20 protein-coding genes are annotated in these 24736 nt (G+C 73.2%); 2 read left to right on the top strand and 18 right to left on the bottom strand.

Annotated elements, in window-relative coordinates:
• Window positions 1-11 precede the first annotated feature (11 nt).
• Entirely contained in the window at window positions 12-1565 is a 1554-nt protein-coding gene (locus ACXNSR_RS29405) for an MFS transporter (protein WP_458638372.1), read from the bottom strand.
• 83 nt (window positions 1566-1648) lie between these two features.
• On the opposite strand from ACXNSR_RS29405, the gene ACXNSR_RS29400 reads away from it, so the two are divergent.
• A complete protein-coding gene (locus ACXNSR_RS29400) occupies window positions 1649-3724 on the top strand; it encodes a S9 family peptidase (RefSeq protein ID WP_458638371.1) in 2076 nt (691 codons plus the stop codon).
• A 58-nt stretch (window positions 3725-3782) separates the two neighbouring features.
• Here ACXNSR_RS29400 and ACXNSR_RS29395 read toward each other — a convergent pair whose 3' ends face one another.
• From ACXNSR_RS29395 to ACXNSR_RS29360, 8 genes are all read right to left on the bottom strand, one after another.
• Entirely contained in the window at window positions 3783-4106 is a 324-nt protein-coding gene (locus tag ACXNSR_RS29395; RefSeq protein WP_458638370.1) for a hypothetical protein, read from the bottom strand.
• Entirely contained in the window at window positions 4099-5481 is a 1383-nt protein-coding gene (locus ACXNSR_RS29390) for a hypothetical protein (protein WP_458638369.1), read from the bottom strand. Before ACXNSR_RS29390 ends, ACXNSR_RS29395 begins: the two co-directional genes overlap by 8 nt.
• A 5-nt stretch (window positions 5482-5486) precedes the next feature.
• Window positions 5487-5828: a hypothetical protein gene (locus tag ACXNSR_RS29385; RefSeq protein ID WP_458638368.1), complete on the bottom strand. Its 342-nt coding sequence runs from the start codon at window positions 5826-5828 to the stop codon at window positions 5487-5489.
• A gap of 126 nt (window positions 5829-5954) precedes the next feature.
• A complete protein-coding gene (locus tag ACXNSR_RS29380; RefSeq protein WP_458643429.1) occupies window positions 5955-6890 on the bottom strand; it encodes an ABC transporter ATP-binding protein in 936 nt (311 codons plus the stop codon).
• 107 nt (window positions 6891-6997) lie between these two features.
• On the bottom strand, window positions 6998-8059 hold the full coding sequence (locus ACXNSR_RS29375) for an ABC transporter ATP-binding protein (protein WP_458638367.1): 1062 nt from the start codon (window positions 8057-8059) through the stop codon (window positions 6998-7000).
• Complete coding sequence (locus ACXNSR_RS29370) at window positions 8059-9045, bottom strand: ABC transporter permease (RefSeq protein ID WP_458638366.1); 987 nt, start codon at window positions 9043-9045, stop codon at window positions 8059-8061. The genes ACXNSR_RS29375 and ACXNSR_RS29370 overlap by 1 nt, the downstream gene beginning before the upstream one ends.
• Window positions 9042-10046 carry an ABC transporter permease gene (locus ACXNSR_RS29365; protein ID WP_458638365.1) on the bottom strand — a complete coding sequence of 335 codons (1005 nt, stop codon included), beginning with the start codon at window positions 10044-10046 and terminating at the stop codon, window positions 9042-9044. The genes ACXNSR_RS29370 and ACXNSR_RS29365 overlap by 4 nt, the downstream gene beginning before the upstream one ends.
• Before the next feature lie 23 nt (window positions 10047-10069).
• The gene (locus ACXNSR_RS29360) at window positions 10070-11812 is read right to left on the bottom strand and encodes an ABC transporter substrate-binding protein (protein ID WP_458638364.1); all 1743 of its coding nucleotides are present in this window, start codon (window positions 11810-11812) and stop codon (window positions 10070-10072) included.
• Window positions 11813-12067: 255 nt separating this feature from the next.
• Here ACXNSR_RS29360 and ACXNSR_RS29355 point away from each other — a divergent pair, with 255 nt between their 5' ends.
• Window positions 12068-13990 (top strand): bifunctional metallophosphatase/5'-nucleotidase, encoded by a 1923-nt coding sequence (locus ACXNSR_RS29355; protein WP_458643428.1) that lies wholly within the window; start codon window positions 12068-12070, stop codon window positions 13988-13990.
• Window positions 13991-14020: 30 nt separating this feature from the next.
• Here the strand turns inward: ACXNSR_RS29355 and ACXNSR_RS29350 are convergent, their stop codons facing one another.
• The 9 genes from ACXNSR_RS29350 to ACXNSR_RS29310 form a co-directional block, all read right to left on the bottom strand.
• Complete coding sequence (locus ACXNSR_RS29350; RefSeq protein WP_030719658.1) at window positions 14021-14734, bottom strand: GntR family transcriptional regulator; 714 nt, start codon at window positions 14732-14734, stop codon at window positions 14021-14023.
• A 71-nt stretch (window positions 14735-14805) separates the two neighbouring features.
• The gene (locus ACXNSR_RS29345) at window positions 14806-15714 is read right to left on the bottom strand and encodes an ornithine cyclodeaminase family protein (RefSeq protein ID WP_458643427.1); all 909 of its coding nucleotides are present in this window, start codon (window positions 15712-15714) and stop codon (window positions 14806-14808) included.
• A gap of 29 nt (window positions 15715-15743) precedes the next feature.
• Window positions 15744-16760 (bottom strand): proline racemase family protein, encoded by a 1017-nt coding sequence (locus ACXNSR_RS29340; RefSeq protein ID WP_458638363.1) that lies wholly within the window; start codon window positions 16758-16760, stop codon window positions 15744-15746.
• Complete coding sequence (locus ACXNSR_RS29335) at window positions 16760-17764, bottom strand: proline racemase family protein (RefSeq protein WP_458638362.1); 1005 nt, start codon at window positions 17762-17764, stop codon at window positions 16760-16762. Before ACXNSR_RS29335 ends, ACXNSR_RS29340 begins: the two co-directional genes overlap by 1 nt.
• Window positions 17765-17783: 19 nt before the next feature.
• The gene (locus ACXNSR_RS29330) at window positions 17784-18698 is read right to left on the bottom strand and encodes a dihydrodipicolinate synthase family protein (protein ID WP_458638361.1); all 915 of its coding nucleotides are present in this window, start codon (window positions 18696-18698) and stop codon (window positions 17784-17786) included.
• Window positions 18699-18773: 75 nt separating this feature from the next.
• Window positions 18774-20189, bottom strand: a complete 1416-nt coding sequence (locus ACXNSR_RS29325) for an FAD-dependent oxidoreductase (RefSeq protein WP_458643426.1) — start codon at window positions 20187-20189, stop codon at window positions 18774-18776.
• 379 nt (window positions 20190-20568) lie between these two features.
• A complete protein-coding gene (locus ACXNSR_RS29320; protein ID WP_458638360.1) occupies window positions 20569-20880 on the bottom strand; it encodes a (2Fe-2S)-binding protein in 312 nt (103 codons plus the stop codon).
• 109 nt (window positions 20881-20989) lie between these two features.
• Window positions 20990-22168, bottom strand: coding sequence for an NAD(P)/FAD-dependent oxidoreductase (locus ACXNSR_RS29315; RefSeq protein ID WP_458638359.1), 1179 nt, complete (start codon window positions 22166-22168; stop codon window positions 20990-20992).
• 100 nt (window positions 22169-22268) lie between these two features.
• A complete protein-coding gene (locus ACXNSR_RS29310; RefSeq protein WP_458638358.1) occupies window positions 22269-24653 on the bottom strand; it encodes a collagenase in 2385 nt (794 codons plus the stop codon).
• Window positions 24654-24736: the final 83 nt, after the last annotated feature.

Below are 24736 nucleotides of genomic sequence, written 5' to 3'. Positions count from 1 at the left end.
GAACCGGCTCCTCAGGCCCGGTCGGCCGTCGGCTTGTGGTTTCCCTGGAGCCGCGCGAGGTCCGAGGGGCGGACCTGGATGACGAATAGCGCGATGAGCGCTCCGACCAGGGTGAACAGGGCCGCCACGACGAAGGCCGAGCTGATGCCGGAGGTGAGGACCTGGTCGCTCCACGGTTTCGGGAGCTGCCCGGTGCGCTGGAAGAAGGCCTTCTGCACCGGGCCGGCGGTGCTGAGGAAGTCGGGTACCTGCTGCTTGGCCTCGTTGCGGCTCGCCGTGCCGTAGACGGTCACCAGGATCGACAGGCCCAGCGAGCCGCCCACCTGCTGCATCGTGTTCAGCAGGCCGGACGCCGCTCCCGACTCCCGGTCGGTGACGTTGGACAGGGCCATCAGCGTCAGCGAGACGAACTGCAGGCCCATGCCGAGGGCGAAGAGCAGCATCGGGCCCAGGATGCTGCCGAGGTACGTCGAGTCGACGTCGGTCTGGGTCAGCCAGGCGAGTCCGGCGGCCGAGGACAGCGCGCCGGTGACCATGAAGGGCTTGGGGCCGAACTTCGGCAGCAGTTTCGCGGTGGTCGCGGCGCCCACCGCGATCACCGCGCTGACCGGCAGGAAGGCCAGGCCGGCCTGGATCGGGCTGAAGCCCAGCACGATCTGCACGAAGAGGGTCAGGAAGAAGAACATGCCGAAGATCGCGCAGGCGAGCATGAGCATGATGCCGTAGGTCCCGGCCCGGTTGCGGTCGGCGAACATGTGCAGCGGGGTGATCGGCTGCGGGGAGCGCCGTTCGTTGAGGATGAAGAGGGTCAGCAGGACGACGGCGGCGCCGAAGGAGCCGAGGGTGACCGGGTCGCGCCAGCCCTCCTGGGACGCCCTGATGAAGCCGTAGACGAGCGAGACCATGCCCAGGGTGGACAGCAGCGCGCCCGCGAAGTCGAAGTGTCCCGGGTGGCGTTCGGATTCGTGCAGGACCTTCGTGGCCAGCACCGCGATCACGATGGCGATGGGGACGTTGACGAAGAGCACCCAGCGCCAGTCGAGCCATTCGACGAGGATGCCGCCGGCGAGGAGCCCGATCGCGCCGCCGGCGGCCGAGACGCCCGCGAACACGCCGAAGGCCCGGTTGCGGGCCGGGCCTTCGCGGAAGGTGGTGGTGATCAGCGCGAGGGAGGTCGGGGAGGCGATGGCGCCGCCGACGCCCTGGAGGGCGCGAGCGCCCATCAACTGGCCCTCGTTCTGAGCGAGTCCGCCGAGGAGCGAGGCGAGCCCGAAGAGCAGGACGCCGAAGATGAAGACGCGTTTGCGGCCGAGGATGTCGCCGGTGCGACCGCCGAGGAGCAGGAGTCCGCCGAAGGCGAGGGTGTAGGCGTTGACGACCCAGGAAAGGCTCTCGGTCGAGAAGTCGAGAGCGGTCTGGATGTGCGGCAGGGCGATGTTCACGATCGTGATGTCGAGAACCACCATGAGTTGGCAGGAGGCGATGACGAACAGGGCGATTCCGCTGCCGCTTCCCTGGACCTTGCCTTCGGTCCCACTGTTGCTCGGCGATGCGTTCGGATCCACCTTTTCGACGCTAAGCCCGCGTCTTCGGGGTCACCACTCGAACAGCCTAGTGATGGTGACATTTCACATGTCACACTACGATCATGGATGACTTCCTCAGGCTCTCCGCGAGCACGGCCCGCTTCACCCACGGCGCCCCGCGCGCCTTCTCCTTCGGGGACGACGGCCGGCTGGTGTGGTTCCTCCGGTCGACGGGCCCCACCGACGCCTTCGACTCGCTCTGGGTACTGGACACCGCCACCGGCACCGAGACCCGGCTCGCCGATCCCCGCGAACTGTGCCCCGAGCCCGGTCCCCTCCCCGTGGCCGAGCGCGGCCTGCGCGAGCGGACTCGGCTCGTCGCCGCCGGAATCGGCTCCTACGCCCTCTCCGGCAACGGCCTGCACGCCGTCTTCGCGCTGTACGGGCGGCTCTTCGAGGTCGCCGCGGGCGCCGCGGGCGGCACGGGCGGCGCCGTAGCCCCCAAGGAGATCCCGGCCGCAGGACCCGCGCTGGACCCGCGGCCGAACGCCGACGGCTCGCGCACCGCGTACGTCGCCGACGACGTCCTGTACGTCGCCCCGGGCGGCCGGATCAGCCCGGACGACGGGGCCCGCTGGGGCCTCGCGGAGTTCGCCGCCGCCGAGGAGCTGGGCCGCCACCGGGGCCACTGGTGGTCCCCGGACGGGGTCACCCTGCTGGCCGCCCGGGTCGACGAATCAGCCCTCCAGCGGCGCTGGTTCGCCGACCCGGCGCACCCGGAGCTGCCGGCCGAGGACTTCGCCTACCCCGAGGCGGGCGGCCCCAACGCCGACGTCCAGCTGTGGGTGCTCGGCGCCGACGGCACCCGGATACGGCTCGACTGGGACGCCGGCACCTACCCGTACGTCTCCGACGTCGGCTGGGAGTCGGCCGAGGAGATCCTGCTGACCGTCCAGGACCGGCTCCAGCAGTGCGTCCTGCTGCTCTCCGCCGACCCGGCCACCGGCCGCACCCGGGAGCTGTCCCGCACCACGCACCCGCAGTGGGTGGACCCGCTGGTCCCCGGCACGCCGGCCCGCCTCGCCGACGGGCGGATGCTGACCTCCGCCGACACCCCGGGGGGCGCGGCCCGCGCCCTCGCGGTCGACGGCGAACTGCTCACCGGGGACGGGATCCAGATCCGCGCCGTGGCCGGGGTCCACGAGGGCCTGCTGCTGATCGAGGCGGGCCTGCGCGACCCGTCCGAGCAGCAGGTGCTGCTGCTGGACCCGGCCACCGGGGAGCTGACTCCGGTCGCCGACGGGCCCGGCGTGCACACCGTGTCCGCGTCCGCCGGGACCCTGCTGCTGACCACCGCCGACGCCGACGGGGTACGGCGCACCGTGCGCACCCCCGACGGGCGGGAGTTCACCCCGGCCGACCTGTCCGAGCCGCTGCCCTACCGGGTGGCCGCGATCCTGGAGCGGGTCACCGAGCGCGGTATCCCCACCGCCCTCGTCCTGCCCCGCGACCACGTTCCCGGCCGGCGGCTGCCCGTCCTGGTCGACGGCTACGGCGGCCCCGGCATGCAGGACGTCAGCGCCGACCAGCGCCGCCGCCAGCACCGCCAGTGGTGGGCCGACCAGGGCTTCGCGGTGGTCACCGTCGACAACCGCGGGACCCCGTACGTCTCCCCCGCCTACACGCACGCCATGTACCGCGGCTTCTCCGACGTGACCCTCGACGACCAGGTCGCGGCCCTGCACGCGCTCGCCGCCCGCCACGGCGACCTCGACCTCGGCCGGGTCGGGGTGCGCGGCTGGTCGTACGGCGGCTACCTCTCGGCCCTGGCGGTGCTGCGCCGCCCGGACGTCTTCCACGCGGCGGCCGCCGGGGCCGCCCCGACCGATTTCCGGCACTACGACACGGCGTACACCGAGCGGTACCTGGGCCTGCCGCAGGACCGGCCGGAGGTGTACGAGCGGGACTCCCTCATCCCCGACGCCCCGAAGCTGTCCCGCCCGCTGCTGCTGATCACGGGCCTGGCCGACGACAACGTGCACCCGTCCCACACCCTGCGCCTGTCCCAGGCCCTCACGGACGCGGGCCGCCCGCACCAGCTGCTGGCCCTCCCCGGCGTCACCCACATGACCCCGGGCGGCACCCGGGAGAAGCTGATGGCCCTGGAGCTGGAGTTCTTCCGCCGCGAACTGGCCTGAACACTGCCCCCTGACCGCCCCGCCGGCGCTCGCCGGCGGGGCGTGCCCGGCCGGCCGGTCAGGGCTGCGGGGCGAAGACCATCCGGAGCAGCGCGGTGAGGACCAGGGCCGTCACGGGCGCGTACCACCAACGGCTCAGGCGGCCCGTGTTCACGCAGACCGCCGTGACCGCGACGGCCAGGAGCTCCACCGCCAGGCCGAGCCCGGCCATCAGACGGGCGGTCTGCGTCACGGACCGGTCCCAGGGCCCCTCGGAGGCGGTGAGCAGCGCGCTCAGCACGAAGAAGCCCGCCGCGGTGTGCAGCGCCAGCAGGACGACGGCCCCCGCGGCCGCGGCCACCCGGTGGCGTCGGGTGAGCCCCGGTACCTGCTGCTCAGTCATTCAGCGCCCGCCTCGCGTCCTCGATGTTCATGCCGAAGCCACGACCGTAGGCCTGGGCGTCGTCCGTGCGCCAGCCCGGGCCGCCGTTGTACCGGGCCGCCAGTTCCTGGTACTGCGCAGGGGTCATCTGGTCGGCCGGTACGTTCGCGAACGAGCTCTCCGCCTTGAGCTGGGCGAGGTACTCGGACGCGATGTAGATGTTCGTCGACGGGTTCTGCGTGGCCTTCTGGATCTCGTCCCGCTGGTCCCGCGTGAGGTTCTCGGGATCGTAGCCGAGCACCTCCGCGGAGCGGCGCAGCTGGATGGCGATCGGCCCCATGGACGTCTGGTCCGCCTCACCGGACAGTCCGACCTTCTCCGCCACCCACTGGAACTCGGGCCAGACCTCGTACTGGCTCCGCCGGTAGTTGACCGCCATGTTGTCGGCCCACTTGGGGTCGCCCTGCACCTCCTGCCAGGCGATGCCCGCGACCATGTCGGCGGGCAGGCCGGTGTACGCGGCCGCGTCGCGGATGTGCGCGCGGTTGGCCCGGATCCACTCGCGCCGGTCCTCGTCCGAGTTCGACGGCAGCCACTGGTTCTGGTCCATGGCGGGCGGCATTCCGTCCAGCCGGGACCGGATCTCCCGGAGCTTGGGGGACACCGTCTCGCTGCCGACGTTCGGGGCGATGCCGTCGACCCGGGGGCCGGCGCCGGGGAGCGCGGCGTTGGGGTCGTGCGCGGCCTCTCCCACCTCCTGCCTCAGCGCGGGCATCCCGGCGAGGAGCACCGAAGGGTGCGGAAGGTCACCCCGGAAGTCCGGCAAGTCGCGCTGGGCCTTTCCGAGTTGGGCTACGCACGTGGTGCGCGCCTCGTGCTCGATGCGTTCGGCGTCGCCGAAGGCGTGCTTCGCCCCGTCGTACTGCTGCTCCGCCTCTTCACGGATCTCGTCGACGTCGACCGTGATCTCCGCCAGCCAGTCGAGGACTCCGGTGCGCTTGCGGAGGTCCTCCCACTGCTTCATCGGCTCGGCCCGCTGCGCGGTTTCGGTCACCGGGCTGGCCACCCGCGCCATGACCCTGGACAGGGCGCGCTCGCACGACAGGCCGCTCTCGTAGCGCCCTTTGGCCCGGCCTACGGCGTCGGCGTAGTCCACGAGCGCGGCGTGGACGCTGCGGAAGGCTCCCGACAGGGCGGTGGCCAGCTTCTCGGCCTCGCCCAGCCGCTTGACGTAGAGCTCCTCGGCATCACTCACCCAGTGGGTGCGCGTCGCCTTGAGGAAGGCCGAGTCGGCGGAGTCCAGCAGCAGGTGGAGCCTGCGGTACTCCTGGGCGGTGCGTTCGATGAGGGGAGGACTGCACAGTTCGAGGAACTCGACCTCGGTGCGGTAGGTCATGCCGGTCACCTGTCCTCGGCCGGTATGAACCGCCCGTTGTCGAGAACCGCGCGGAACGCGCCTTCCGCGGCGAGGTCGGTCTGCGCGTAGTCGCCGCCCGCCACTTTCAGCTTGGTGGCCAACGCGGCCAGGAGCGACACGGTGTCCAGGTACTGGTCGTTGCCGAACCGCGCGAAGGAGTCCAGAGCGGTGGACACCTCCTGGTGCGAGCGGGGCACCCTGGCCATGACCGTCATCTCGCCGTCGGGCCGCCCGGCGTACAAGAGCCCCGCCAGTTCCACGAGAAGGTGTGAACTTCCGTTGATGGACGCGGCGTTCGCCACATATCCGTCACTGCTCGATGTCATGTCCGCCCCTAGATCATTTGCGGTGAATGATGCTACGGGACGCTGCACGAAACACCCGGGAACGAGAAGGACCCGGCACCGGTGGTGTCGGGTCCGGGTCCTTCCCTTTCTTCCCATGGGTCCCCGTCAGTCACCAGGGAAGTGGCAGGCCACCTCGCGGGAGGCGGCGGGGCGCAGCAGCGGGCGTTCGGTGCGGCAGATCGGCTGGGCCTTGGGGCAGCGCGGGTGGAAGGTGCAGCCCGGGGGTGGAGCGGCCGGGCTCGGCGGGTCGCCGAGCAGCACGATCCGCTCCCGCCGCCGCTCCGCCGCCGGGTCGGGCAGCGGTACGGCGGACAGCAGCGCCCGGGTGTACGGGTGCTGCGGGTCCTCGTAGAGGGACTGTTTGTCCCCGATCTCGACGATCCTGCCGAGGTACATGACGGCGACCCGGTCGCTGACCCGTTTGACCACCGACAGGTCGTGCGCGATGAACACGTAGGCGAGGCCGAGCTCCGCGCGCAGCCGTTCCATCAGGTTGACGATCTGGGCCTGGACGGAGACGTCCAGCGCGGAGACCGGCTCGTCGGCGACGATCAGCCGGGGGCTCGTGGACAGCGCGCGGGCGATGCCGATGCGCTGGGCCTGGCCGCCGGAGAACTCGTGCGGGTAGCGGTCGATGTGCTCGGGGATCAGCCCGACGAGCTCCATCAGCTCGGCGGCGCGGCGCCGGGCGTCCCCGGCGCCCCAGCCCTGCACCAGCAGCGGGTCCGAGATGATCCGGGCCACGGTCTGGCGGGGGTTGAGGGAGGAGTGCGGGTCCTGGAAGACCATCTGTATGTGCTTGCGCAGCGGGCGCATGGCGGACGGGGAGAGGTGGCTGATGTCCCGGCCGTCGAAGGACACCCGGCCCGAGGTGGGCTCCAGCAGCCGCACCAGCATCCGGCCCGTGGTGGACTTCCCGCAGCCGGACTCACCGACCAGGCCGAGGGTCCGGCCGGCGGCCAGGTCGAAGGAGACCCCGTCCACGGCGCGCACGGGCGCCCCCCGGCGCCCGGTCACGGACCGCCGGCCGGGGAAGGTCATGGTGAGGTCCCGTACGGACAGCAGCGGTGCGGCGGCCGGGCCGGGCCCGGTGACGGCCTCGGCTACGGCCTCGGCTGCGGCGTTCGCGGAAGGATCGGCTCCGACGGTCATCGGGACACCCCCGGGGCGGTCGAAGGGAACCCGGGCGCGGAGCCGCCCGGCGGGGTCGCGGCGGATCCCGCGAAGTGGCACGCGGCCAGCCGCCCCGACGCACCGTACGGGGCGGGTTCGGGCCGCTCGCCCGAGCAGCGCGCCCGCAGGTCGTCCGGGCCGGCGGCCGCCACGGGGCAGCGCGGGGCGAAGGCGCAGCCGGGGGCGGGCGCCAGCAGGGAGGGCGGGGAGCCGGGGATGAACGGGAGGGGGACGTCGTCGGGGGTGTCGAGGCGGGGCAGCGAGTCGAGCAGGCCCCGGGTGTACGGGTGGGCCGGGTCGGCGAACAGCTCGTCCGCCGGGGCCTGTTCGGCGGCCCGGCCGCCGTACATGACGAGCACCTCGTGGGCGACGCGGGCGACGACGCCCAGGTCGTGGGTGATCATCACGACGCCGAGTCCGCGGTCCTGCTGGAGCCGGGCGATCAGTTCCAGGATCTGGGCCTGCACGGTGACATCCAGGGCGGTGGTCGGCTCGTCGGCGATCAGCAGGTCGGGTTCGCAGGCCAGGGCCATGGCGATCATGGCGCGCTGGCGCATGCCGCCGGAGAACTGGTGCGGGTACTCCCCGGCGCGGCGGGCCGGTTCCGGGATGCCGACCTCGCCGAGCATGTCGACGGCGCGTTTGCGGGCGGCGGCCCGGCCGGCCCCGAAGTGCACGCGGTAGTGCTCGGCGATCTGCTCGCCGACCGTGTAGTAGGGGTGCAGGCTGGAGAGCGGGTCCTGGAAGATCATGGCCATCCGGCGGCCGCGGACCTTGGACAGTTCCCGTTCGGGGAGCCCGGTCAGCTCCCGCCCGGCCAGCGCCACGGATCCGCCGACCTCGACCGGGCCGCGGTGCAGCCCCATGACGGCGAGCGAGGTGACGGACTTGCCCGAGCCGGACTCGCCGACGATGCCGAGGGTGCGTCCGGCCTCGACGGTGAAGCCGATCGAGTCGACGGCCCGCACGGTCCCGCGCCCGGTCGTGAAGGTGACGCGCAGGTCGCGCACTTCGAGAAGCGGAGCGGCCGTGGCCATCAGTACCTCACCCTCGGGTCGATGACGGCGTACAGGAGGTCGACGAGGAGGTTGGCGACGACGATGAAGAAGGCGGCGAGCAGGGTGACGCCGAGGACCACGGGCTGGTCGGAGTTGACCAGGGCGCCGTAGAACAGCCGTCCGATGCCGGGGAGTCCGAAGATGGACTCGGTGATGACGGCTCCGGCGAGCAGTCCGCCGAGGTCCATGCCGAAGATGGTGAGGATCGGGGTCATGCCGGAGCGCAGCCCGTGTTTGACGACGACCGTGCGCTCGGGCATGCCCTTGGCGCGGGCGGTACGGATGTACGGCTCGGCCATCGCCTCGATCATCGAGCCGCGGCTCTGGCGGGCGTACATGGCGGCGTAGAGCAGGGCGAGCGCGATCCAGGGCAGGGTCAGGTTCGAGGCCCAGGCGAGCGGGTCGTCGGTGAAGGCCCGGTAGGTGGGGTAGGGCAGGAGGCCGGCGATGCGGATGACTCCGTGGATGAGCATCACGGAGGTGAAGTACACGGGCAGGGAGGCGGCGGCGACGGCGCCGACCATCAGGGCCTTGTCGGTGACGGTGTCCTTGCGCAGGGCGGCGGTGACCCCGGCGCCGAGTCCGAGGAGCAGCCACAGCGCGGCGGCGCCGACGGCGAGGGAGGCGGAGACCGGGAGCCGGTCCATCAGCAGGTCCCACACGGGCAGCGAGTTCTCGTAGCTGTAGCCGAGGCAGGGGAAGTCGCAGGTGACGGCGTACTGGCCGGTGCCCAGGGTGCGGCCGGTGAAGATGCCGGTGAGGAAGTCGGCGAACTGCCGCCACAGGGGCTGGTCGAGGCCCAGGTACGTGCGTACGTCGGCGAGGCGTTCGGCGCTGCAGGTCTTGCCGCAGGCGGCCGCGGCCGGGTCGGCGGGCAGGACGTAGAAAATGAGGAAGGTGACGGCGGCGATGGCGAGGAGCACGCCGGCGAGGGCGAGCAGCCGGCGGCCGAGGTAGAGGATCAACTGCGGCCGCCCCTCGGGTCGAGGATGTCGCGCAGTGCGTCGCCGAGCAGGGTGAAGGCGAGCACGGCGAGGAAGAGGAAGACGCTGGGGATGACGAAGTACATGGGGTCGGTCTCGTAGTAGGCCACGGATTCGGCGATCATCTGGCCCCAGGAGGGGGTGGGCGGGCGGACGCCGACGCCGAGGTAGCTGAGGGCGGCCTCGGTGCTGATCATCCCGGGGATCAGCAGGGTGGTGTAGGCGATGACCGGGCCCGAGACGCCCGGGAGGATGTCGCGGGTCAGGATCCGCCAGGGGCCGGAGCCGCCGACGCGGGCGGCGTCGACGTACTCGCGGTGCTTGAGGGAGAGGGTCTGGCCGCGGACCACGCGGGCGACGCCGGGCCAGCCGAAGACCCCGATGACGGTGGTCATCAAGACGATCCGGTTGACGTCCTTGGCCACGGACAGCATCGCGATCATGAAGATCAGCGAGGGGAAGGACATGGTCAGGTCCATGAGCCGGGACAGGATCGTGTCGGTGCGGCCGCCGAAGTAGCCGGCGGCGATCCCGGCGGCGGTTCCGGCGGCCACCACGATGGCGGTGGCGGCGAAGGCGATCAGGAGCGAGACCTGCGCGCCGTTGACCACGCGGGCGAACAGGTCGCGGCCGGTGACGGGTTCGACGCCGAGCCAGTGCTCGGGGCTGATCCCGCCGAGGGTGCCGAGGGGCTGTCCCCCGAGGTAGGGGTCGATGGCGGTCTTGTCGAACTCGTTCGGGGACCAGCCGCCGAGGGCGCCCAGCCAGGGGGCGGTCACGGCCATGAGGACGAAGAGCAGGACGAGGCAGAGGCTGACGCGGACGGCGGGGCGGCGGCGGAGCTCGCGCCGGGCGAGCTGCCAGGGGCTGCTGCCGGGCGCTGCCGCGGGCCGGCCCTCGGCGGGGTCGGGGGGCGCGGTGGCGCCGGGGGCCGGGCCGGGGGCCGGGGCCCGGTCGTCCGGGACCGGTGCTGTGGTGGTCATGGCTGCGGGGACCCTTCGGGCCCTCAGCCCTGGCTCTTCGACGGGTCCTTGAGGCCGACGGTCCCGTAGTCGATGGTGCCGGTCCACACCGGGTGGCCGAAGGCGCCCGCGATGTTGGTGCCGATGAGGAGCGGCTTGCGCTCCAGGAGGAGCGGGACGTTCGGGGACTTGGCCATCAGGGCGGCGTCGAGGTCGATCCAGGCCCGGTTGGCCTCCTTGGCGTCGGCCATGGCGTTGATCTCGTCGATCCGCTTCATGGTCGCCTCGTCGCGGAACTGGCTGTAGTTGCCCTGGTTGCCCTTCTCCTTGATGGTGCGGCCGTCGAAGACGAACGGGATCCAGGTGGAGCCGGAGGGGTAGTCGGGGCACCAGCCGGTGAGGGTCATGTCGGGGGTGGTGGACAGGTCGCCGATGACGTCGTAATAGGCGCCCGGGTCGACGGTGTCGATGACGACCTCGATGCCGGCCCGGGACAGGCCCTGCTGGATGGCCTCCGCCTTGCCCTTGTCGCCGGTGGAGACGGACAGGGAGACCTTCAGGGTCTCCTTGCCGGCGGCCTTGAGGAGTTCCTTGGCCTTGGCCGGGTCGCCGGACGGGGCGATCTTCAGGACGTCGGCCTGCTTGCCCCCGGAGAGGGCCGGGGGCAGGTAGGCGGTGGCGATCTCGTTGAGGGCCGGGCCGCCGCCCGCGGTGATGACGGCCTCCTTGTCGACGGCGTACTGCATGGCCTCGCGGACCTTCGGGTCGTCGAAGGGGGCGCGGGAGTTGTTCAGGTGCAGCATTTCCGTACAGCCCTGGGACTCGGCGAGCAGCCGGGCCTTGATCTCGGGCTTGGGCAGCACCTTGGGGGCGCTTTCGGGGCGCATGTCGGCGTACTGGACGGTGGAGGCGTCGGCGCCTTCGCCGGCGATGATCCGGTCGTCGATCTGGCCGCCCTTGAGGCCCATGACCACCACGAAGCGGTCCGGGTAGGCCTTGCGGACGGTGTCGGTCCCCGGGTCCCAGTGCTCGTTGCGGACCAGGACCAGCTTCTTGTCGCGGTCGTACGACTCGATCTTGTACGGGCCGGAGGAGAACGGGCGGGCGTCGTACTGGGTGCCCTTCTCCTGGGACGGGGGCACGGGGGCGAAGGTCGGCAGGGTGGCGGTCGCGGAGAACTCGGCCACCGGACGCTTCAGTTCGAAGACGATCGTGCGGTCGTCGGGGGTCTTGACGGAGTCCAGGTGCTGCCCCTGGAGCGGACCCTTGTAGCCCTCGGTCCCGGCCAGGTACTGGGCGGCGTAGTCGGGACCGCCGGTGAGGTCGGGGCTGAAGGAGCGCTCGACGTTGTACTTGATGTCCTGGGCCCTGACCTGCGTGCCGTCCTCGTACTTCACGCCCTCCTTGAGGGTGAAGGTCCAGGTGCGGCCGCCGTTGGACGAGGTGCCGAGGTCGGTGGCGAGGTCGGGGACCAGCTCGCTGCCGGCCTTGCCGGGCTCGGCCTTGAAGGTGACGAGCGTGCGGTAGAGCAGCCGGGTGCCGAAGTCCATCGTCGGCATGGTCCAGTTGCGGGCGGGGTCGAGGTGCGCGAAGTCCTGGTTGGACAGGACGGTGAGGGTGCCGCCCTTGACCGGGGTCCCACCGAGGATCTTGCCGTCGTTGGCCGCGGCGGGGTTGGAGCCACCCGCGCCGGACGAGCCCTTCTTGGTGTCGGAGCAGCCCGAGGCGCCGAGTGCGAGAGCTGCCACCAGGGCGGTGGCGAGGGCGAGTTGGGTGCGCTTGGTCATGGTCACTCCAGTGAAGGGCCGCGCTCTAGGATGTGACCGGTAACATAGTAATGTGAAATTGCACTGACAAGGGGTTGGTACCGCCGTTATCCAGCCGTGTCCAAAGCGGCGGTCGGCGCGTCGGCACGACAGCCGGCCCGGCGGGGCGGGAACATGCCGGGTGTGATCACGCAGGCCAAGGCCACGCAGCGGAGCAGCAGTTCACGGCGGAACCCGGGGCGGCGGGAACCGGGGCGGCGGGACTTCCTCACCGCGATGGGGGCCGTGGCCGCGACCTTCGCGCTCGGGGTCCCCGCACGGGCCACCGCCGACGCCCGGGACGCCGCCACCGCCGCCGAGTACGTCGACGTCCAGCTCCTCGACATCACCGACCTGCACGGCTATCTGCAGGGCGCACCCGGCAGCAACTCCGTCATCGTCGGCAACGGCGGCCGCAGCTACACCGTCGGCGGCGTCGCGTACATGGCCGCACACCTCGAACGGCTCCGCGAGGGGCACCCCAATTCCCTGTTCTTCACCCCCGGAGACGCCTTCTCCGGCTGGGAGTTCGACGCCGCGGCCTTCGCCGACGAGCCGACGATCGAGGCCCTCAACCGCATGGGGCTCGACTTCGCGACGGCCGGCAACCACGAGTTCGACAAATCGCCCGCCATGCTCCGGCGCCACATGGAGCAGGGTGTGCCGTTCCCGGTCGAGGGCCGCGACACCTCCTTCACCGACTCCTCCGGCCTGCGCTTCCACGGCGCCGACTTCCGCTACTACAGCGCCAACCTCGTCCGCGGCCAGGACGGGACGACGGTCCTGCCCGCCTACAACATCGAGTGGGTCCCCACCGCCGACGGCCGGCAGCTGCCCATCGGCTTCATCCACCTCACGGCCGTGGGCAGCGAACGCTTCCCCGGCTCCTACCAGCCGGGCCTCGCCACCCTCGACGAGGTCGCCACCGCCGACCACTACGCGGCCCTGCTCAAGAGCCAGGGCGTGAACGCGATCGTGCTCAGCCTGCACGACGGGGCGGTCGCGGGAGGCGACTTCAACAGCGGCGCCGACCCCTCGGGGCCGGCCCTCGACCTCGCACTGCGGGTCTCCCCCGACATCGACGCGATCGTCACCGGGCACTGGCACACCCGGTTCAACATGATGCTCCCCGACCCGGACGGCGTCCCCCGCCCGTTCGTCGAGGCCGGCTGCTACGGCCAGGTCATCAACGAGATCAACCTGCGGCTGGACCCGCTCACCGGCCGGGTGGTCCGGGAACTGACCGTCTCCACCAACCACCCCAACACCCGTGACATCGCACCGCATCCGGAGCTGCAGGAGGTCGTCACCTACTGGGCGGGGCAGGCCGCCGCACGCGACCGGACCCCGATCGGGCGCCAGACCGGCTCCTTCCTGCGCGCCCGGAACACGGCGGGCGAGAGCACGATGGGCAACCTGGCGGCCGACTGGGCGCTGTGGGCGGGCGGCAGGCCCACCGATCCCGAGAACGACGCCAACATCCATCCCAACGTCCCGGCCCAGCTCGCCGTGGTCGCCGCGGCGCCCCGGATCGGCCAGGCGGTCATCGCCGGGGACCTCGTCCTCGACACGGCGTCGGGTGGCACCGTCACCTTCGGCAGCGCCTGGCGGGCCATCGGGTTCGGCGATCCGATCGTCAGCGCGTGGGTGACCGGGCAGCGGATCCACGACGCGCTGGAGGAGCAGTGGACGACGACGGAGAGCGGCGAACTGCGCTTCGCCCCGCTCGCCGTCTCCCGGAACGTGCGCTACAGCTTCGACGCGCGCGGGCCGGTCGGGGACCGGGTGGATCCCGCGGACGTCCTCATCGACGGGGTCCGGCTGGAGCCCGCCCGCAGCTACCGGCTCGCGGCCCCCTCCTACACGCTCCTCGCGAGCGACGGATATCCCGCCCTCTCCGAGTTCCAGGAGCCCTACCGGCACCAGCGGGACTTCGAGAGCTTCGTGGCGTACGTGCGGGAGACCGCGATGCTGTCCCCGCAGCCCCGGGGGCGGGTCACGGCGGCGAACGCGAGCGCCGCCGCGGCCGACCCGGGCACCGTGGTGGACCCGCCGCCGCTGCTCCTGCCCGACGGCACCCCGGTACCGCGCCCGGAGGCGGCGATCATCTCGGCGGACCGGCCGCTGCCGGCCCGCGGCGGCGGCCGCCCGCCCTGCTGACGCTCCCGGGGGCCGCCGGCCGGCGGGAGGCTACTGGAGGCCGGAGCCGAGGCCTCCGGGGACGCGGCCGACCGGTTCGTCGCGGCCCTGGGCCCACAGGGAGCGGACGTGGCCGAGGTGGCGGAGCATGCACTCCTGCGCCGCCTCGGCGTCGCCGCTCAGCATCAGGTCGAGCAGCTCGATGTGCTCCTCCGCGGAGGAGACCAGCTTGCCGGCCTCGTCCAGGCCGGTCAGGCCGTAGAGCCGGGACCGCTTGCGCAGGTCGCCGACCGTCTCCACCAGCCGGTCGTTGCCCGCGAGGGCCAGCAGGGAGAGGTGGAAGCGGCGGTCGGCCTCCAGGTAGCCGATGAGGTTGTGCTCGCGCGCGCTGGTGACGATCTCCTCGGCGACGGGGCGCAGCGCCTCCAGCTGCTCGGCCGTGGCGATCTTCGTGATCCGGCCGATGGTCGGCACCTCGATCATCGTGCGCAGCTCGGTGAACTGGTCCAGGTCGCGCTCGCTGACCTCGGTGATCCGGAAGCCCTTGTTGCGGACCGGCTCGACCAGTCCTTCCCGGGCCAGGTCGAGCATGGCCTCGCGCACCGGGGTGGCCGAGACGCCGAGTTCGGCCGCGAGGCCCGGTGCGGAGTAGACGCTCCCGGGGCGCAGTTCACCCGCTATCAGCGCGGCTCGCAGTGCGTGGCCGACCTGGTCGCGGAGGCGTTCCTGGGCCTTGATGAGACTGTGCTGCTTCAGGTCACCCATTGCTTTTCCTCCGAGACCCCCGTACACCACCGACGAGGAGAGGAACAGCGTACAATGTCACGTTGCGCTGCTCACACTCCGGCGGCCTCGAACAGCGCGACCGCCACAGCGAGATCTTCCCAGGCCATGCCCACACTCTTGAAGAGCTGTGGACAACTCCGCGGCCCGCCCGCCGGCGTCCGGCCGCCCACCAGGTCGGCGAGGGTGCCGGTGATATGACCGGGCCCGATGGCCCCCTCGGCCTCCGGCACCAGGAGGTCCCCCGCCTCGCGCAGGGCCGCCGCCCGGGACTCCACGTACACCGCCGCCCGTCGCACGAGGGCGGTGTCCGTCTCCCGGGCCGTCGGCTCGTGCGAGCCGACGGCGACGACGGTGGCGTCCGGCCGGACGAGGCCCCCGTCGAAGAGGGGTTCCCGGGCCGTGGTGCAGCAGATGACCAGATCGGCGTCGGCCACCGCCTTCGGGGTGCCGGTCCGGGCGGCCGGGCCCAGGGTGCGGGCGTACGCGGCGAGCCGCTCCGCGCCCCCCGGGTCACGGGCGACCACCACCACCTCGGCCAACTCCCGCACCGCCAGGGCCGCTTCCAGATGCCCGTACGCCTGCGGCCCCGAACCGAAGAGCACCAGGCGCAGCGGCCGCCCGGCGGGCGCCAGGTGGCGCAGCGCGAGCGCGGAGACCGCCGGGGTGCGCAGGGCGGTCAGCGCCGCGCCGTCGAGCAGGGCCAGCGGGCACAGGGTGGGCCCGTCCAGCAGGAGGTAGGAGCCCGTGATCCGGGGCAGCCCGCGGGCCGGGTTCCCCGGCGCGACCCCGGCGATCTTCACCCCGGCGTACGAGCCGGACGCGGCCGGCATCAGCAGCAGCTCGCCCCCGCCCGGCACGTCGATCGCGGAACGCGGCGGGCAGCTCTCCGGGTCGAGGCCGCCGAGCAGGGCGGCGGCCACGGCATCGGCGGCCGCCGCCGGACCGAGCAGGGCGGCCATCGCTCCGGCGGTGAGCCGGGGGATGTCCGTCACAGGAGGAATCCGGTGCCGAGCGCGTCGTGCGGGTCCACCACGAAGGCGTGTTCGCCGGTGCGGTGGGCGGTGCCGGTCACCTCGGTGACCCCGCCGTCCAGCATCCGCCCGGTGAACACCGTGCCCGTGACCGACTCGTGCAGCAGGTCCTCGCCCGGGCCGAGCCTCCCGTCCTCGGCGAGCAGCGCGAGCCGCGCCGAGGTGCCGGAGCCGCAGGGCGAGCGGTCGATCTGCCCGTCGGCGAAGACGGTGACGTTGCGCTGGTGCGGCCCGAAGGGGGTGTCGGGCAGCTCCTCGTGGAGGATCACCCCGTAGACCCCGGAGAGCAGCGCGCCGTCCGGGTGCCAGGTGGCGGGGTGGGTGGCCAGCGCCGCCCGGATCTCCTGTCCGGCCCGCACCAGGGCGGGCAGCGCCGCCCGGGTGACGTCCAGTCCGAGGTCGCGCGCGCGGACGGCGGCGTAACAGGCCCCGGCGTGCGCGATGTCCACCTCGGCGAGCCCGAACGAGGTGGCGACGGGCACCTTCCGGGCCCCGACCCGGGCCGGGACGTTGCGGAAGGTGACCCCGGTGGTGCGGCCCCCGCCGCGGTGGACGGTGGCGGTGACCCGTCCGGACGGCACGTCGATGCGCACCGTGGCGTCCCCGTCGTCGGGGGCGGCGACCCGGCCGGTGTCCACCGCCCAGACCCCGAGGGCCATGGTGCCGTGGCCGCAGGCGGTGGAGTAGCCGTCCTTGTGCCAGAACAGCACGCCGAAGTGGGCGCCGTCGTCGTCGGCCGGGACCACGAACCCGCCGTACATCCCGGCGTGGCCGCGCGGCTCCTGCACGAGCAGGCGCCGTACGTCGTCCAGCTCGCCCCGGCGCGGCGCGGTCCCCGATCCGCCCGGGCCGATGACGGTGGCGCAGCGCTCGGCGACGGTGTCCCCCGGGACGGAGGGCATGCCCGCGCCGGCGGTGTCGACGATCCGGAAGGGCTCGCCGGCGGAGTGGTAGTCCACCGTTCGGACGGTCATCACAGGAGGAAGCCTCCGGGGAAGGGGTCGGACGGGTCGAGGAAGTACTGGGCGGTGCCGGTGATCCAGGCCCGGCCGGTGACCGTGGGGACCACGGCCGGGAGGCCGCCGACGGTGGTCTGCCCGACGAGCCGGCCGGTGAACTCGGTACCGATGAAGGACTCGTTGACGAAGTCCGTGTCGAGTTCCAGCAGGCCACGGGCGTGCAGCTGGGCCATCCGCGCGCTGGTGCCCGTACCGCAGGGCGAACGGTCGAACCAGCCGGGGTGGATGGCCATGGCGTGCCGGGAGCGGTGGGCGTCGGAGCCGGGGGCGGCGAGGTAGACGTGCTTGACCCCGGCGATGGAGGGGTTCTCGGGGTGGACGGGCCGGTCCGGGCCCGCGTTGATCGCGTCCATCACGGCCAGCCCGGCGGCGAGCAGGTCCTCCTTGCGGGCCCGGTCGAAGGGCAGTCCCAGGGCGTCGAGTTCGACGAAGGCGTAGAAGTTCCCGCCGTAGGCCAGGTCGTAGGTGACCGTGCCGAAGCCGGGGACCTCGGCCTTGAGGTCGAGACCGACGCTGAAGGAGGGCACGTTGGTGAGGGTGACGGCGGTCGCCGCCCCGTCCTCGACCCGGACGTCGACGCTCACCAGCCCGGCCGGGGTGTCGAGCCGGACGGTGGTGACCGGCTCGACGACCGGCACCATGCCGGTCTCGACGAGGACGGTGGCGACCCCGATGGTGCCGTGCCCGCACATGGGGAGCAGGCCCGACACCTCGATGTAGAGGACCCCGTAGTCGGCGTCCGGGCGGGTCGGGGGCTGCAGGATGGCGCCGCTCATCGCGGAGTGCCCGCGCGGCTCGTACATGAGCAGGGTCCGGACGTGGTCCATGTGCTCGATGAAGTGGAGCCGCTTCTCGGCCATGGTGGCGCCGGGGACCACCCCGACTCCCCCGGTGACGACCCGGGTCGGCATGCCCTCGGTGTGCGAGTCCACCGCGTGGTAGACGTGGCGCGTGCGCATGTGCGGTTCCCCCGGATGACTAGTTGAGGCCCTCGGCGAGGGCCTTCTCGGTGGCGGCGCGGACGGCGGCCTCGGTCTCGCCGGTGAGCGGGAAGCGCGGCGGACGGGTGGCGCCGCCGGGGCGCCCGGCGAGGTCCATGGAGAGCTTGATGGCCTGGACGAACTCGGTCTTGGAGTCCCAGCGCAGCAGCGAGTGCAGGGACTTGTAGAGGGGCAGGGCGGTGTCGAGGTCCCCGGCGACGGCGGCCCGGTAGAGCTGGGCGCAGGAGCGCGGCAGGGCGTTGGGGTAGCCGGCGATCCAGCCGACGGCGCCCGCGAGGGCGAGTTCGAGGAGGACGTCGTCGGCGCCGATGAGCAGGTCGAGGCCGGGGGCGAGCTCGGCGATCTCGTAGGCGCGGCGCACGTCGCCGCTGAACTCCTTGACCGCGACGATGGACCCGTCGGCGTACAGCCGGGCGAGCAGGTCCGGGGTCAGGTCCACCTTGGTGTCGATGGGGTTGTTGTACGCGACCACGGGCAGCCCGGCGCGGGCGACCTCGGCGTAGTGGGCGCGTACGGCGTCCTCGTCGGCCCGGAAGGCGTTGGGGGGCAGCAGGAGCACGGAGCCGGCGCCGGCCTCGGCGGCCTGGTCGGCCCAGCGGCGGGCCTCGGCGCTGCCGTAGGCGGCGACGCCGGGCATGACGCGGGCGCCGTCGCCCGCCGCCTCGACGGCGGTGCGCACGACGGCCGCGCGCTCCTCGTCGGTGAGGGTCTGGTACTCCCCGAGGGAGCCGTTGGGGACCACGCCGTCGCAGCCGCCCTCGATCAGCCAGGCCACGTGCTCGGCGTACGCGTCGTGGTCGACGGTGAGGTCCTCGCGCAGCGGGAGCGCGGTGGCGACCATGATTCCGTGCCAGGGGCGGGTGCGGGGCGCGGGGGTGTGCGCGTGGGTCATGTGAGAGCTCCCTAGTGTGGTGTGTGACATTTTACTAGCGGGTGCGGTGCGGCCACAAGGGCCCCGGCACCCCGATCAGTGCGTGGTGGGCGGAAGTTCGGCGAGGTGGCGCAGCGGAACCGGACACGACAGCGGCCGCCGGTCGGGCGCGGGCTCCTCCCCGGCCAGGGCCGCGACGGCCGGGCCGCACATCCGGCCCTGGCACCAGCCCATGCCGGCCCGGGTGAGGAGCTTGACGGTACGGGCGTCGCGTGCGCCGAGGTCGCCGGCGGCCTCGCGGATCCGTCCGGCCGGCACCTCCTCGCAGCGGCAGACGACGGCGTCGTCCCGGAGCCAGCCGGTCCACCCCGCGCCGGGGCGGTGGGCGGCGGCCATCGCGTCGGCGAAGGCGCGCAGCCGCGCCCGGCCGCGGGTGAGCCGGGCCCCGGGCAGCGCGCCCGCGACGGAATGCGCGGCCAGTTCGCCCTCGGTCATGGCCAGTTGGGCCCCGCCGATGCCGCCGGTCTCGCCCGCCGACCAGATGCCGGGGACGGAGGTCCGCTGCTCGGCGTCGAGGACGAGGGCGACGGTGCCGTCGGGGGACGGGCGGGTCTGGCAACCGAGGCCGGTGGCGAGCTCCAGCTGGGGCACCAGCCCGTGCCCGACGGCGAGGGCGTCGCAGGGGATCCGGCGGGCGGTGCCGGGCAGCGGCCGCCAGTCGCGGTCGAGCCGGGCCACGGTGACGGCCTCGACCCGGTCGGTGCCGTGCGCCTCGGTGACGGCGTGCCGCGTGAGGAGCCGGACGTGGTGGCGGGCCAGCGCCCCGCCGTAGCCGGCGCCTTCCACGAGCTTGCCGGGGTTGCGCAGCAGGGCCGGGAGCCGGCCCGCGTACGCGGTGTAGGCGGCGGCCTCCACCACGGCGGGCACGGTGGCTCCGGCGGCGGCGAGCGATCCGGCCACGGCCAGCAGCAGCGGTCCGCTGCCGGCGACGACCACCCGCTCGCCCGGCAGCACCAGCCCGCCCTTGAGCATGGCCTGCGCCCCGCCGGCCCCGACCACACCCGGCAGGGTCCAGCCGGGGAAGGGCAGTTGCCGCTCGAAGGCGCCGGTGGCGATGAGCACGGCCCGGGCCGTGACGGTCGCGGCCCGCTCCTCGGGGGCGTGACCGGCGACCGCGTGCAGGATCCACTCCGTGGCGGGCGCGGCATGCCCGCGGCGGGCCGCGGCCGCCCGGCCCGCCTCGCGCGGGACGATCGTCCACACGTGGTGGAGCGGGAGGTACGTGATCCGGCCGGCCGATTCGTGGGCGCGCAGGGCGGCTTCGCGGGTCGCGAACTCCGCCCAGCCGTGGTGCAGGACCTCGGGGCGGGCCGCCCCCAGGCCCGGGGCGGGGTGGCGGTAGAACTGCCCGCCCGGGCGGTCGCCCGCGTCGAGGAGGGTGACCCGCAGCCCGAGGCGGGCGGCCGTGACGGCGGCGGCGAGGCCCGCCGGACCGCCCCCGACGACGGCCAGGTCGACCGGATCCGCGCTGGGCGTGGCCGCGGCAGGAACGACCGACCCGTCAGACCCCGGCCTCCCGGCGGCGACGGCCTGCCCATCGGGCCCGGGCCCGGCGTGCGCGGCCGGCGCAGGCGCCTGTCCGGGCGCGGGCCGTTCGGCAGGCACGGGCCCTGGGTGCGCACCCGACCCCGCGGGCGCAGACCCCTCCGCAGGTGCGGGCAGCTCCGCGGGCGCGGCGTGCGCGGCCGGCGCAGGCGCCTGTCCGGGCGCGGGCCGTTCGGCAGGTGTTGGCTCCGCGTGCACACCCGACCCCGCGGGCATCGACGGCCCGGCGGGGGCGGGCGGCTCGGCAGCGCCGGGGCGCTCCGCGGGGCGGGAGGGCTCGGCGGGGTCAGACGGCGAGTTCGGCACGGCCGGTACCTTCCTGGGTGGTGACGGAATCCCCCGGCCGGGCCGGGACCAGGCAGGCGCGTTGGTTCGGGCGGCCGTTGACGGTGACGAGGCAGTCGAAGCAGCTGCCGATCCCGCAGAACGCGCCGCGCGGGGCGCCGCCCTCCCGGGTGGTCCGCCAGGCCAGGATGCCCGCGCCCCAGAGCACGGCGGCGACGCTCTGGCCGGGCAGGGCGGGCAGTTCGCGGCCGTCGAAGGTGATCGCGTGCACGGCTGCCGGGCTGCCGCCGACGAGCGAACGGGGGCTGCGCATCAGTTGGTCCTCCTCGAAGCGGTGACGCCGGGCCGGCCGGCACCCGGGTGTACGTGCGCGCGGGCGCGGCCGGCTCGGGGCCTGCGGGCCGCACGGGGCGTACCCGGCCTCACTGCGGACCACCCCCCGCGCCGTCGGAGGCGGCCGGGCCGGCTGTGAAGCGGTCCGGGCGGAACGGGTCGGCGGGGAGCGGCGGTTCGGTCCCCGTCAGGGCGGCGGCGATCAGCGCTCCGGTGGCGGGCGCCAGGCCGATGCCCGCGCCCTCGTGGCCGCAGGCGTGCAGCAGCCCGGGGCGGCGCGGGTCGGGTCCGATCGCCGGGAGGTGGTCGGGCAGGTAGGGTCGGAAGCCGTGGTAGGTGCGCATGACCCGGACGTCGGCCAGGACGGGGAAGAGCGCCGCGGCCTGGGCGGCCAGGCGGCGCAGGGCCTCCGTGGACAGGCTCCGGTCGAACCCGACGCGCTCCCGGGTGGCGCCGATCAGGACCGGGCCGGACGGGGTGCCCTCGACCACCGCCGAGGACTGCAGGGCGGCCGAGCCGCTGGCGACGTCCGCGATGTAGTCGGCGGCGTAGACCTTGTGCCGGACCACCCTCGGCAGGGGTTCGGTCACCAGGACGAAGCCGCGGCGCGGGAGGACCGGCAGGGTGACCCCGGCCAGCGAGGCGATGCGCCCGCCCCAGGTGCCGGCGGCGTTCACCACGGCCGGGGCGAGGAGTTCGCGGCGCGGCGTGCGCACGCCGCGTACGGCGCCCCGGTCCAGCAGGATCTCCGTCACCTCCTCGCCGAGGTACGCCTCGGCGGCCGAGGCGGCCAGCAGCCGGGCCGCCGCCTGGGCGGGCTGGACCTGGGCGTCCTGCGGGTAGTGGAAGCCGCCCGCCAGGCCCGGGGCCAGGTGCGGCTCCAGGTCGTGCAGGGCGTCCGCCGCCACTTCGACCGCGTCGACGCCGGCCGCGCGCTGGCCCTCCGCGAAGTGCCGCAGGGCCTTCACGGTCCTCTCGTCGGGGGCGACGACGAGCCCGCCCTTGGGCTCGTACTCGATGTCCGGCGGGAGGACCGCGGCGAGTTCGGTCCACAGGCGGGTGGACAGCAGGGCGAGGTCGAGCTCGGGTCCCGCCTCCTTGTCGGAGACGAGCAGGTTGCCTTCGCCGGCGCCGGTGGTGCCGCCCGCCACGGGGCCCCGGTCGACCACGGCCACGGAGAGTCCGGCGCGGGCCGCGTAGTAGGCGCAGGCCGCCCCGACGACGCCGGCGCCGATGATCACGGCGTCCAGGGAGTGTCTCTTGAGCACGACAGTAATATGTCACATTCTTTAAAGCCTGCCCAGACGCCCGGACCGGTCCCGCACCCCCCTCGAGTGCGGGACCGGTCCGGCGCCGGGCAGGTGCCGGTCAGCTGCGGAGGGGGCCCTCACAGCTGTAACTGGACGTACCCGCGACCTTGTTGGTCCAGATCTCCACCGGGCCGAAGGAACAGTTCATGTCGGCGAGGTTGTTGGAGGCCGCGCCCGCCCGGTCGAGGATGAAGTAGTCGACCGTCTCCGACATGTCCTTGAAGTTCTGGTCGTCGTTGCGCCAGTTCTTCAGGTTCGCGGTGATCCGGCCGGTGCAGGTGAAGCGGCGCTTGCCCGGGTCGCCGTTCTCCACGCAGTCCGGGGTGTTGTACGTGGCCGTGGCGAAGGACGACTTCACCGAGGCGAGCGCGGCGTCGCGCAGCCGCTCGTTCGGGGTGAAGGAGGTGTTCGGCACGTAGAGCTGGTCGACCTTGGCGATCTGCGCGTCCAGGAAGCGGTCGTAGTCGCGCTGGAGGTAGGTGTCCGCGCCCATGCGGTGGCGCCAGGCGTCGTACGCCGCCACGTCGTCGGCCCGCAGGTGCGTGTACATCTCGCGCAGCAGCGTGGGCTTCTCGGTCCACAGGAACTCGAAGAAGGTGCCCGCGTAGCTGTAGAAGCGGAAGCCGTCGCCGTCGTAGGTGGCGTTCAGCAGCTGCTCGACGCTCATGCGCGGGCCGCCGCCGGCCGTGTCGCTGATGATGCTCTTGACGAGGGACTTGCGGACGGCGATGCCGTTGTCGCGGGTGGCGCCGTCGAAGAACTCGGCCGTCCCCTCGTCCATGGCGGTCGTCCGGTCGCCCTCGTACCAGGGACCCTGGCCGAAGAAGCCGGGTACCGCGAAGCGGCCGTTGAGGTAGTGCGTGTACTCGTGGCGGAAGAGCTCCTCGAGGGTGAGGGAGGAGTCCTGGGGGACGCGGCGCTGGTAGGTGTAGAAGGTGGCGCCGTTCTCGATGTAGATGCCGCCGTTGTTGGTGCCGTATCCGGTCAGGATCGGGTGGTAGTTCACGTAGTCGGCGCGGGAGGCGTAGAGCACGATGTTGAGCGTGGAGTTGGGGTCGCCCGCGAGCGGCTGGTCGGTGCCGAGCACGCGGTGGTACTGGGCCTTGACCTGCTTGCTCGCGTAGTACAGCTGGTCGACGGTGGCCCGGTCCAGGGCGGTGCGGACCTTGATGGCGCCGTTGTCGTAGGAGTAGGTGTAGGGGAACAGCTGCTTCTCGATGTCCTCCTTGCACACCCCGTACGGCTTGCAGGCCTCGTAGAAGTTGAGCCAGGAGACGACCTTGGCCCACGGCTCGCTGCCGTCGCCGAAGGCGGAGCGGACGGGGCCGAGCATCGCGCCGAGGTCGGCGACGACCCGGTCCCGCAGGCCCTCGACCTGGCCGAAGCGCGCGTACTCGCTCAGCGCGTCGCGCACCACCCAGGCGTTGCCCGTGCCCTTGAGGTGCGTGTAGCCGGCGAAGGCCTTGAAGGCGTCGCGGTAGGCGGCGTCGGCGGCCACCGCCGAGTGGAAGGCGGCGTCCTGGTTGCCCGGGTAGACGCCCAGGTAGGTGACGGAGAGGGCGGCCAGCGCGGCGCCCGCCCAGCCGGCGTCGAGGTGCGTGGCCGGGTGGGCCGGGTCCATGGTGGCCAGCACCTGCTTGATGAGGCCGAGCTGGTGCTGGCGCAGGCCGGGCGCGCTGCCGGCGTAGAGGGCCTCGCGCAGGGTGCGGGCGTTGCTCGGGGTCACGTCGAAGGTGCGGGCGGCGGCGCCGAAGTCGGCGATGGCACGGCGCATGGCGTCGACGGTGGGCGCGTCGGTGACGTCTATCTCGGAGCGCGAGTAGTCGTGGTAGGCCACCGCGTGCAGGTACGTGAACATCTCCTCCAGATGGGAGGAGTTGCGGCCGTCGTGGGCGGCGGCCAGGCCGGATATCCGGCGGGAGACGGCCTGGACGTGCGCGTCCGACATGACCGGTGCCAGGCGGGCGTCCCAGGTCCAGATGAGCCCGCGCAGACAGCCGTCGGCGAGGACGGCCTGGTCGGCGAGGAAGTCGGCGAACTGCTCGGGGGTCAGGCCGGTGATCCCGTCGAGGGTGCAGGGGACTCCCGCGGCGACGCTCTTGGCGGTGGGGGCCGCCTTGACCGCCTTGCCGCGCTTCTGCAGGTCGTCGACGGGCGCGGCGGCGGCCGTGGCCGCACCGGGGACCTGCCCGGCGATGTCCTGCCCGCCGGGGGCCGGGGCCGGGGCCGGCGCGTTGTCCTTCTGGGCGGCCAGGCGGTCGACCTCGTCGAACGGGTTCCCCGTGGGGCCGGGGGCGGCGGCGGGGGCGGCCTGTGCGCCGGTGAAGGTGGCCGGGGCCGCGAACTCGGCGGCCTGCGTGGTGGCCTGCCCCGCGGTGGCGAGGAGGGTGACCGCCACGGCGGAGGCGAGGAGGGAAGAGCGCACAGCTCTGTGCTTGAGCACCGAGAACTCCTGAAGGGAGAGGCGAGGTGGGGGGTGGTGCGTGAACTGCCCTGCGTCACACGGCGTTTGACGGGGATTAACGT

Source organism: Streptomyces sp. NC-S4 (genome assembly GCF_054353315.1).
Note: the sequence above shows the minus strand (reverse complement) of the source record. Positions and strands in the feature narration are given on the sequence as shown.